Annotated in this window: 9 protein-coding genes; all 9 read left to right on the top strand. The window is 40.9% G+C overall.

The features are described 5' to 3' along the window. Positions 1–37: 37 nt before the first annotated feature. The 9 genes from A5875_RS08650 to A5875_RS08610 all read left to right on the top strand — a co-directional run bounded on the left by A5875_RS08650 (position 38) and on the right by A5875_RS08610 (position 11,437). On the top strand, positions 38–2,812 hold the full coding sequence (locus A5875_RS08650) for a sigma-54-dependent transcriptional regulator (RefSeq protein ID WP_088933216.1): 2,775 nt from the start codon (positions 38–40) through the stop codon (positions 2,810–2,812). A 199-nt stretch (positions 2,813–3,011) separates the two neighbouring features. Beyond that, positions 3,012–3,512, top strand: coding sequence for a PTS system mannose/fructose/N-acetylgalactosamine-transporter subunit IIB (locus tag A5875_RS08645; protein WP_088933215.1), 501 nt, complete (start codon positions 3,012–3,014; stop codon positions 3,510–3,512). A gap of 74 nt (positions 3,513–3,586) precedes the next feature. After that, positions 3,587–4,561, top strand: coding sequence for a mannose/fructose/sorbose PTS transporter subunit IIA (locus tag A5875_RS08640; protein ID WP_088933214.1), 975 nt, complete (start codon positions 3,587–3,589; stop codon positions 4,559–4,561). A gap of 36 nt (positions 4,562–4,597) precedes the next feature. After that, positions 4,598–5,407: a PTS mannose/fructose/sorbose transporter subunit IIC gene (locus A5875_RS08635; protein WP_088933213.1), complete on the top strand. Its 810-nt coding sequence runs from the start codon at positions 4,598–4,600 to the stop codon at positions 5,405–5,407. Between the two features lie 19 nt (positions 5,408–5,426). Further along, positions 5,427–6,338: a PTS system mannose/fructose/sorbose family transporter subunit IID gene (locus tag A5875_RS08630; protein ID WP_088933212.1), complete on the top strand. Its 912-nt coding sequence runs from the start codon at positions 5,427–5,429 to the stop codon at positions 6,336–6,338. 103 nt (positions 6,339–6,441) lie between these two features. Continuing rightward, a complete protein-coding gene (locus tag A5875_RS08625; protein WP_088933211.1) occupies positions 6,442–6,813 on the top strand; it encodes a DUF956 family protein in 372 nt (123 codons plus the stop codon). Between the two features lie 255 nt (positions 6,814–7,068). Beyond that, positions 7,069–8,829, top strand: coding sequence for a PTS mannitol transporter subunit IICBA (locus tag A5875_RS08620; RefSeq protein WP_088933210.1), 1,761 nt, complete (start codon positions 7,069–7,071; stop codon positions 8,827–8,829). A gap of 87 nt (positions 8,830–8,916) precedes the next feature. Continuing rightward, positions 8,917–10,968, top strand: coding sequence for a BglG family transcription antiterminator (locus A5875_RS08615; protein WP_088933209.1), 2,052 nt, complete (start codon positions 8,917–8,919; stop codon positions 10,966–10,968). 31 nt (positions 10,969–10,999) lie between these two features. Further along, positions 11,000–11,437 carry a PTS sugar transporter subunit IIA gene (locus A5875_RS08610; protein ID WP_088933208.1) on the top strand — a complete coding sequence of 146 codons (438 nt, stop codon included), beginning with the start codon at positions 11,000–11,002 and terminating at the stop codon, positions 11,435–11,437.

Genomic DNA, 11,437 nt, shown 5'->3' with positions numbered 1-11,437 from the left:
TGATAATATAGAATACACTAATGAAGAAGGTGACTGAATGGAACGACGAATTGACCGTATTTATCGCTTTGTTTCGGAAAATGCAAATGTAACGACGAAAGATGTAGCGGATTCATTGGATATTCAACGGACAAATGCCAGTAAAGATTTGAATCTCCTTGTTAAAGAAGGTCAGCTAAGTAAAAGTGAAGGAAGACCTGTTCGTTATTTTGTTTCGACCCAGTCAGTAGAGGCGTCGTTTGATGGAGAAGTCCCTCAAGCCCAAAAAGTTGCTATGGAGCCGCCGGAGAAAAAGATCTTAAATCAGAATACCGGCAATGTATTCACTCAGATTATTGGTTCTACAGGAAGTATGCGCAATGCTGTGGAACAGGCAAAAGCTGCCATTTTGTACCCGCCGCGCGGATTGAACTGTTTAATTACCGGACCAACAGGTTCTGGTAAAACTTTTTTCGCCCATGCAATGTTTCAATTTGCTCAAACAGAAGGTGTCGTAGAAGCTGATCGTGAGCTGGTCGTTTTCAACTGTGCCGATTATGCGAACAACCCAGAATTATTGATGAGTCATTTATTTGGTTATGAGAAAGGTGCCTTTACCGGTGCGGATACGGAAAAAGATGGTTTGATCCAACAAGCTGATGGCGGCATGCTGTTTTTAGATGAAATTCATCGCTTACCGCCTGAAGGACAAGAAATGATCTTTTATTTCATGGATCATGGAACCTACAGTCGTCTGGGAGAATCTGGAAAAAATCGTTTTGCCAACGTGCGGATTGTAGGGGCGACCACCGAAGACCCTCATTCAGCACTACTTGATACCTTTGTGCGCCGTATTCCGATCAATATTCAAATGCCTGCCTTTAGCAGCAGACCTGCAGCTGAGCAGATTGATTTAGTTCGTGTAATGGTAGCGATGGAGGCCAACCGGATTCAGCGCAAAATTACTTTGACTGAAGATGTTGTAAGATCCTTGTTAGGCAGTGTCTCTTATGGAAACGTAGGACAGCTAAAGTCTAATGTTCAGTTGATTTGCGCACGTGGATTCATGAATCATATGATGCAAGAAGAAATCCCTATTACATTGAACGATCTGACAGAAGGAATCAAAGCCGGTTTAGTTCAGCTTTCAGCTGATCGGATCAAGTCGACAGATATTTCGCCGTATCTCGAACCAGAAATGGTCGTTACGCCTAATGAAATTGATGAATTGATTAAAACGGATACTTATGAACTGCCGTATAACCTATATGATATTATCGGCGACAAAGCTGCTTTGTTAAAAACAGAAGGCTTGGATCAAGAAACCATCAACCATTTTATTTCTACTGATATTAATGTTCATTTGAAATCATTTTATAAGGATCATGGTTTTACCTTTGATACAGAGACCCGCCTGACCGAATTTGTTGATAAGCATGTCATTGAGATAAGTAACAAAATTGCCGCTTTAGTTAGTGAACGTTTAGAAACGCATTTCCAGCAAAATTTTATTTATGCTATGAGTCTTCATATTTCTTCCTTCTTGAAAAAAATTCATGTGGGAGAAACGCGTGAGACCAATGCGAATATTCGCGAAATGGCAAAAGATTATCCGACAGAGTTTGCGGTGGCACGTGAAATTCGGCGTTTGGTGGAAAAAGAGTTTCAAGTAGTGATTCCCGATAGTGAAGACTATTATTTAACAGTTTTACTGGTTTCCCTGCGAGAAGATCAGTCAGCCGGTAAAATCGGTGTGGTGGTAGCTGCTCATGGAAACAGCACCGCGACTTCGATGGCGCAAGTCGTTCGTGAGTTGTTAGATGTAACAAATATTATTGCTGTCGATATGCCTTTAGATATGCATCCGCGGGTCGCCTATGAAAAAATGCGCGAAGCTGTAACGCAGATTGATGAAGGCAGCGGTGTCTTGATCATGGTAGACATGGGATCATTAGCTACTTTTAATGAAGAGATTGAAAAAGATACAGGAATCGAAGTCTGCACTCTGGATATGGTAACGACGCCTCTGTTGATCGAAGCAGCTCGTAAATCGAGTGTTTTGGGATCAGGTGTTGATGAACTATACGAATCATTGCAAGGTTTCCGCGGCTATGGTCGTGTGATGCAGGAAAAGAGTGAACCTCAAGAGAAACAAGCAATTCTAGCAATCTGTGCTTCTGGCGAAGGGACAGCTCAACGATTGAAGGAAATCATCGAGCGGCCATTGCAGCAGCGTAATCTGAAACACATTGAAGTTTTAACTTTAGCTATTGTAGATATCAAAACCAAAGTTCCAGCATTTAAAGAAGAATTCAAGATTTTGGCAACGACTGGAATCATGGATCCTAAGATAGGTGCTCCATATATTCCAATGGAGAAATTTATCAATCAAAAAGCAGATCAGATTCTAGATGAGCTTTTACTGGAAAATGATTTGTCTGAGCAAGAAGAAGTTGTTTTAGATGCGAATAAGGCACGCGAGTTGTGTATCAATTTTATGGAAGAAAGCTTTACCTTCATTAATCCTAATAAATTGATTGAACCCTTATGGCGCTTAGCTCAAACAATGATCAACAGCGATGGCGACTCATCTGATTATGCGTTGATGGTGAACTTTGTAATGCATATGGCAGGAACGATCGAACGAGGAATATTACAACAGCCGTTAAAAATCGATGAAGAATCAAAACGCATTTATCAGGGAGTAACTGATAATGTTGTCATGAATCGCGGGTTGAATGAACTAGAAAGCCAGCTACGAATTACGATTCCAACCTCCGAGCGCTATTATATTTATCAATTGCTTAAGAATAACGAAGAAATTAGAGTATAAATAATACACAAAAAAGGATACAGTCTACTGTATCCTTTTTTGTGTATTGCCACGAATGCTATAAATAAAGAATTTCTTGCTAGTGTATCTTGGCACGGTACTTGCTTTATTATAAGTGAGTACCTGTGTGTTACTGTACTCAAATAATGTAGCACAAGTCTTTTGGCATCTAAGCCTTGTCGTAACAGGAGGTGGTGGGATGGTAATGGATATTCGACTCACTCGTATCGATGATCGTTTGATTCATGGTCAGGTAGCGACTGTTTGGTCTAAGGCAACAGGGATCGAGCGGATCTTAGTGGTTAGTGATGAGGTTGCGAATGATGAGTTGCGTAAGTTCCTCCTAAAACAAGCCGCGCCACCAGGAATCAAGTCCAATGTCGTCACAAAAAAGAAATTGGTTGAAGTGTATCGAGATCAATTGTTTGATGGAATGAAGGTCATGTTGCTGTTTGCTTCACCGCAAGATGTAGTGGAGGTCGTACAATCAGGTGTTGATCTGAAATCGGTCAATATTGGCGGTATGCGATTTAGTGAAGGCAAGAAAATGATTACTAACTTTATTTCTATGGATGAAGACGATGTTCAGTGCTTTGTGAGTTTGGCAAATTCGGGCGTTGAGTTAGAAATTCGTCAAGTACCGACAGACAGGAAGACTGACTTGATCCAATTGATCAAAAAAGAAAAGATGCTGCAGTAAATTAATTTTGGTTACAGGTTTTTAGAACTTATTTATATTTTTGAGCTGTAACAATACTAATAGGAGGTATGAAGATGGTAGGAATTATCATTGCTAGTCATGGCGAATTCGCTAATGGTATCTTGCAATCCGGAGCGATGATCTTTGGAGAACAAGAAAATGTCAAAGCTGTTACTTTGATGCCGAGTGAAGGACCTGATGACGTTAAGGCAAAAATGAAAGAAGCAATCGCCTCTTTCGAAAACCAAGACGAAGTATTGTTCTTAGTCGATCTTTGGGGTGGAACTCCTTTCAACCAAGCAAACAGCTTGTTTGAAGAACACAAAGACAAGTGGGCAATCGTTGCTGGTATGAACTTACCAATGTTGATCGAAGCTTATGCTTCACGTTTCTCAATGGAAACTGCGCATGAAATTGCTGCACACATTTTGGGTACGGCTAAAGAAGGGGTTAGAGTTCGACCTGAAGAACTTGAACCTGCTGAAGCAGCTCCTGCTGCGGCTGCTGCTCAAACGGCAACTGCTGGAGCACCTGGCAAATTCTCATATGTTTTGGCACGTGTTGATTCTCGGTTATTACATGGACAAGTTGCAACTGTTTGGACAAAAACAACTGGACCAACTCGTATTATTGTTGTTTCTGATGATGTGGCAAAAGACGATCTTCGTAAGAGTTTGATCCAACAAGCTGCTCCTCCAGGCGTTAAAGCCCATGTGGTACCAGTTGACAAAATGATCGAACTTGCAAAAGACGATAAACATTTTGGCGGACAAAAAGCATTACTTCTTTTTGAAAACCCTCAGGACGCACTTAGAGCAGTTGAAGGCGGCGTAGACTTGAAAGAGATCAACGTTGGATCAATGGCTCACTCACCTGGTAAAGTACAGCCAAACAAAGTGTTAGCATTCAGCCAAGACGATATTGATACATTCAATAAGTTAAAAGCTAAAGGTATCACTTTTGATGTACGTAAAGTACCAAGTGATTCAAAAGGAAATATGGATGAAATCCTTAAGAAAGCTCAAGAAGAGCTGAACAAACAAAAGTAGTCCAAATTATCAGAAGAAAACGGAGGATTAATAATCATGGAATTAAATATTGTTCAAATGATTTTAGTCGTTATCGTAGCATTCTTAGCTGGTATGGAAGGTATCTTGGATGAATTCCATTTCCATCAACCAGTTATTGCATGTACGTTAATCGGCTTGGTAACAGGTAACTTAGTACCTTGTGTAATCTTAGGCGGTACATTACAAATGATCGCTTTAGGTTGGGCAAATATCGGTGCAGCCGTAGCGCCGGATGCTGCTTTGGCATCTATCGCATCAGCAATTATTTTAGTATTAGGTGGACAAGGTCGTGCTGGAGTATCTTCAGCTATCGCAATCGCTGTTCCTCTAGCTGTAGCTGGTTTGCTATTAACAATCATTTGTCGTACTATCGCAACTGCATTTGTACATTTAATGGATGCTGCTGCTAAAGACGGAAACATTCGTATGGTTGAATTATGGCACGTAATTGCTATCGCAATGCAAGGTGTTCGTATTGCTATTCCTGCAGCATTAATCTTAGCTGTTGGTGAAGGTCCAGTACGCGGCTTGTTAGAATCTATGCCAGTTTGGTTAACAGACGGCTTAGCTATCGGTGGTGGTATGGTTGTTGCCGTTGGTTATGCAATGGTCATCAACATGATGGCTACACGTGAAGTTTGGCCATTCTTCGCAATCGGTTTTGTGTTAGCGACAATTTCTGAAATCACTCTTATCGGTCTTGGTGCTATCGGTGTGGCTCTTGCTTTAATTTACTTGGCTCTATCTAAACAAGGTGGCGGTTCAGGTAACGGTGGCAATTCAAATACTGGTGACCCATTAGGCGATATCATCGATAACTACTAAGAAGGAGGAGAACACGAAAATGGCAGAACAAGTTAAATTAACTAAAAAAGATCGTATTTCTGTTTGGATGCGTTCAACCTTCATTCAAGGGTCTTGGAACTACGAACGTATGCAAAATGGTGGTTGGGCATTCTCAATGATCCCAGCGATCAAAAGATTATATAAAACAAAAGAAGATCGTGCCGCAGCATTAACGCGTCACTTAGAATTCTTCAATACTCACCCATATGTTGCTTCACCAATCATCGGTGTAACGTTAGCACTGGAAGAAGAACGTGCTAATGGAGCTCCAGTTGATGATGTAACTATTCAAGGGGTTAAAGTTGGTATGATGGGTCCTTTGGCAGGTATCGGGGATCCGGTATTCTGGTTCACAGTTAAACCTATCTTAGGTGCGTTGGCTGCTTCTTTAGCAATCAGCGGTAACATTCTTGGACCAATCATTTACTTTGTTGCATGGAACATTATTCGTATGGCGTTCATGTGGTACACTCAAGAATTCGGCTACAAAGCTGGTTCTCGTATCACAGATGACTTATCTGGCGGTCTTTTACAAGACATTACTAAAGGTGCTTCAATTTTAGGTATGTTCATTCTAGGTTCTTTGGTTAACCGTTGGGTATCAATTAGCTGGGCTCCAACTGTATCTGAAGTAAAACTAGATAAAGGTGCTTACATTGAGTGGGACAAATTATCTTCAGGAGCACAAGGTATAAAAGAAGCTTTACAACAACAAGCAAGTGGACTTTCACTAGACAGCACGAAAGTTACGACACTACAAGATAACTTGGATTCATTGATTCCTGGTCTTTCTGGATTATTGCTTACATTATTATGTATGTGGTTGCTTAAGAAAAAAGTTTCTCCAATCGTTGTCATTCTTGGATTATTCGTGGTTGGTATTGTTTTCCACTTAATCGGTTTGATGTAATTATTGGCTTTAATGCTCGGGTTGATTCCCGAGCATTTTTTACATAAAATAGGTATAGTAGAATTACTCATAGCAATTGATGGAAAGAAATGGAGTAGATCAAATGGTTCAATCACTCAACACTAAGGTCGATTTAGTCGTGAATGCGACTTCTTATCAAGGCTTAACAGATTATGGCAAGATTATGATTGGTGACAAAGGTTTTGAATTTTATAATGATCGTGACGCGAGCAATTTTATTCAAATACCTTGGGAAGAAGTGGATTATGTGATTGCTTCTGTCATGTTCAAGGGGAAAAAAATTCCGCGGTATGCAATTCAAACGAAGAAAAATGGAACGTATTCATTTTCTTCAAAACAACCGAAAGAAGCCCTGCGTGCGATTCGTGAATATGTTGATCCAAGTCATATGGTCCGTTCATTAAGTTTCGTTGATGTTTTAAAACGAGGAATTGTAAATATCTTCAAAAGATAATTGAATAGCAGTGATTAAAGGCAGGTCTAAATGGACTTGCCTTTTTTGTGATTTTGACTTTCGCTGTTCAGGAAATAAAGCCAAAATCCTTTTCTGATTTTTAGCAAAGCACAATTAAAAGAAGAGTTCATAATCTTGGCACAAACTTCTGTGCCAAAGCTCTATCTACATTTCATTGAAAGCGGATACCACAGGATATATGATAAATATGTAAACGAAATCATTTTAGATTATTTCTGAAGGAGGAAAAAGAAAATGGAAGCTACTGGACAAAAGGGTGGACTTAAGGCAAAAGTCCAGCGTCTCGGAAGTCATCTGTCAGGGATGGTTATGCCAAATATTGGAGGCTTTATCGCTTGGGGTGTTATCACTGCTCTGTTTATCCCGGATGGATATGTTCCAAATGAAGCACTTGCCACATTAGTCGGACCGATGCTTTCTTACTTATTGCCATTATTAATCGCTTATACAGGTGGTAGCATGGTGCATGGACAACGTGGTGCAGTAGTCGGGGCAATCGCTGCGATGGGTGTTATCGTAGGATCGGATGTGCCAATGTTTATCGGGGCCATGATGATGGGTCCTTTGGGAGGATGGTGTATCAAGAAATTTGATGACGCTTTCCAAACGAAGATCAAAGCCGGATTTGAAATGTTAGTCAATAACTTCTCATCTGGGTTGATTGGTTTTGCTCTTGCAGTGTTAGGATTTTATGCGATTGGACCAGTTGTTGAGTCATTAACGAATTTGATGGCCGCAGGCGTTGAATCAATTATCAACATGCATTTATTGCCATTAGCAAATATCTTTATTGAACCGGCAAAAATTTTGTTCTTAAACAATGCAATCAATCACGGGATTTTGACACCGCTTGGAATTGAGCAAGCAGCAGAAGCTGGAAAATCAGTTCTATTCTTGCTAGAGTCTAACCCTGGACCAGGATTAGGAATCCTATTAGCCTTCACCTTGTTTGGTAAAGGTGCGGCGAAATCTTCTGCACCAGGTGCGATCATTATCCAGTTCTTAGGTGGGATCCATGAAATTTACTTCCCATATGTAATGATGAAACCTCTTTTATTCCTAGCTGTTATGGCAGGCGGGGTTGCCGGAACATTTACATTCCAATTGTTAGGTGCAGGTTTACGAGCAGCCGCTTCTCCAGGTTCGATCATCGCGATCATGGCTATGACTCCGCCAGACGCTATCTTAGCTAACCTAGCCGGGATCATCGTTGGTTGTGTTGTGTCATTCTTGGTTGCAATGATTATTATTAAGTCAGACAACAGTGAAGAAGATGATTTAGCAGCAAATCAAGCAGCAATGGCAGATGCGAAAGCACAAAGTAAAGGTCAAAATGCAATGACAGCTGAAAACCAAGAAATGTTCGGCAACATCAACAAGATCATCTTTGCTTGTGATGCTGGTATGGGATCAAGTGCGATGGGTGCTTCTGTATTACGTGATAAAGTGAAAAAAGCTGGCTTATCATTACCAGTTTCAAACTCGGCGATTAATAACTTGAGTGACGATCCAAATGCGTTGATCGTAACCCAAGAAGAATTGCATGAGCGCGCTTCACAAAAAGCGCCAAGTGCAACCTTCGTTCAGGTAGAAAACTTCATGAATTCACCACGCTATGATGAAATCGTCGATCGTCTATCTGCTGAACCTGCTTCTGGTGACAGCGAAAAAAAGCCGCTGACTGATGATGTGGTAGAAGGCGTAGCCGATTATTCGAAAATCGATCACATTATCTTTGGATTCGACCAAGTGAAGGGCTCAGCTAATATGGGTGCAACGATCTTGAAAAAACTATTGAAAGATAATAATTTGACTTATCCGGTAACGGTTGAACCAATCAGTTCGTTGAAAGATGAAACAAGCGCTTTGGTCATTACCAACAATGACGAAACGGTCAAAGCAGAACAACAAGCGCCAAGTGCCACACATGTGCCATTGTCCGACTTGGTTGCTTCGGAAAAATATGACAAAGTCATTCAAAATTTAAGGAAATAAGTAGTCTTTTATACAGAATCGTATTACTCTTAAAGCAGTGGGGATTCTCACTGCTTTTACCCTTTTGAAATTATTGGAGGAGATATTGTGTATTTTTCGATTCGCGAAAAAAAGATACTTTCCCTTTTATTAGATTATCCTAACGGCATCACGCCGGAGGAATTGCAAGATATTTTACAGGTCAGCAAACGGACAGTCTATCGCGAAATTTCAAGTATTGAAAAAACGATCAAGTCGCAGGATATCCAGATTATTAAACCTCGCGGCGAAGGTTATCGGATCGTGGGGGAAACTTTAAATCTGGAACGTCTGCAGCAGCAATTAGGCGAAAAACAGGCGGAGCTGTTTACGGATAACGTTCAGCGTCAAAGCGCGATTGTTTGTTCCTTGCTGTTGATGGATGAGGAAGAGACAATCGAAGGCTTGGCGATTGATTTTAAAGTTAGTCCGGCGACGATTACTTCGGACTTGGCGACGATCGAAAAAAGCTTAATCGATTATCGGTTAGAGCTGCAGCGATTGAAAGGTCGAGGCATTCGTATTGCTGGGCGGGAAAAACAGCGTCGGCAATTATTAAGTAATTTGATTTATAACGGTGTGAGTGAATTTGACTTCTTCCAGTTCATTGATTCATTGGATGATGAGAAGACAACTACGGATAACTTCTTTTTGAATTTATTAAGTCGTTCAAGTTTGCGGCTGGCACGGACGATCTTTGAACAGGTTTCTCAACAAGCCTTCGAGCAAGTTACCGACAATCAATTGCAGCGTGTCTTGATTTTGCTGGCTTTGTCGATTGATCGAATGGCGCAGGATCGTTTTGTAGAGGTCGAGCAGGAAAACAAAGCCAAACCTGAAAGCATGCAGATCGCCAGTCAAATTATGATCAAAGTTGCCACAACCATCAAAAAATCGATTCCGCCGCAGGAAGTTCGCTTCTTTGCTTTTCAGCTGGAAGGTGTGAATTATAAGAAGCCGCAAAATATCTTTATTGATAGTTTTGATGTGGAGCTTTCCTATAAGATCAAAGAATTGATTCGCTTAGTTTCAGAAAGAATGGGGATCGATTTTCGTAAGGATGAACAGCTCTTTAATGACTTGTCCGCTCATATGTCTGCAGCTTTGAAGCGGAATCTAACGGTTATTCAAGGAGCAAATAATCCGCTGCTGCAAAAAATTCGTGATAAATATCAGGATTTAACGGCAGCGATTATCGAAGAATTGGCGGTTGTTTTTCCAGATCATCAATTCACGGCCGATGAATTAGGCTATGTGGTGATTCATTTCGCGACATCATTGGAACGCCACCCAAGCAGTCGGGCGTTATCGGCTTTAGTGTTGTGTTCCAGCGGGATCGGTACGGCGCGGATTTTGGAAAGTCGGATTCATAAGTATTTGAATGAGATTGAAAAAGTGCAGGTCGCGAAGATTTCTGAGATGAATCAATTGGACTATAAAAGTTATGATTTGATTTTAGCGACGGTCTTTTTACCGGGGTTCAACTTACCCTACAAGGTGATTTCGCCGCTTTTATTAGATGATGAGATCAAGGAAATCAAAGAATATATTCAAACGCTGCATCCTGAGAAGGTCAACGAAATAATCGATGAGCCGGAACAAGAGCCCAGCGAAGCCTTTGATGAGATCTATGAGACGATGCGGATCGCCAATAATTTGCTGCAGAACTTTGATGTGAAGCAGGTCCAAGCGCAAGAAACGATTGAGCTGACACTAGAAGAAATCATTGATCAGTTGCAGGGTACGATCGTTTCTGATGCAAAGATCGTGACGAATAAAGTAATCAGACGTTACTTAGTCGCACCAATCGGTGTTCCGAATACGAACTTTGCCTTGTTCCATTGCGCGGATGTACATGTCAAAGAACCATTATTTACCATTTATGACTTAGACCAAAAATTTTTGATTCAAGGAATGGACAAGAAAAGCATTGAATTAACGCGAGTACTGTTGCTTTTAGCTCCTGATCCAATGCCGGAAAGTCAGCAAAGTCTGCTAGGAAAAATCAGCAGCTCAGTGATCGAAAGTGATCTGAATACTGAAATCTACAAATTTGGCAACAAAGAGATCATTTATCAATTGTTGAGTTCGTTGTTTGTCAAAGAGATTCGAGAAAATTAGCGATAGCATAAAAAAATCGGGGGGAATTAAAATGGAATTACAGCCAGAAATGATTTTGTTAGATCAGGAATATGCAAACAAGGAAGAGGCAATTCGCGCGAGCGGACAGCTGCTAGTAGATGCCGGTTGTGTGGAAGAAGGCTATATCGATGCCATGATCGAAAGAAATGAGTTGGTTTCCGTTTACATGGGAAACTTTATCGCGATCCCTCATGGAACCGATGAAGCGAAACGCTATGTGAAAAAAAGTGGTATTTCAGTGATTCAAGTCCCAACGGGCGTTCACTTTGGGAAAGATGATACGGAAGATGTGGCGATGGTACTATTTGGAATCGCTGGGATCGAGAACGAGCATTTAGATATCCTACAAAAAATCGCGATCTTTTGTTCGGATGTTGAAAATGTCGTTAAACTAGCAGATGCAAAAACAAAAGAAGAAGTCATTGGCTATCTTCAGGAGGTAGAATAG

The sequence above is a fragment of the Enterococcus sp. 3H8_DIV0648 genome, assembly GCF_002140655.1.
Taxonomy (GTDB): domain Bacteria; phylum Bacillota; class Bacilli; order Lactobacillales; family Enterococcaceae; genus Enterococcus_A; species Enterococcus_A hulanensis.
Note: the sequence above shows the minus strand (reverse complement) of the source record. Positions and strands in the feature narration are given on the sequence as shown.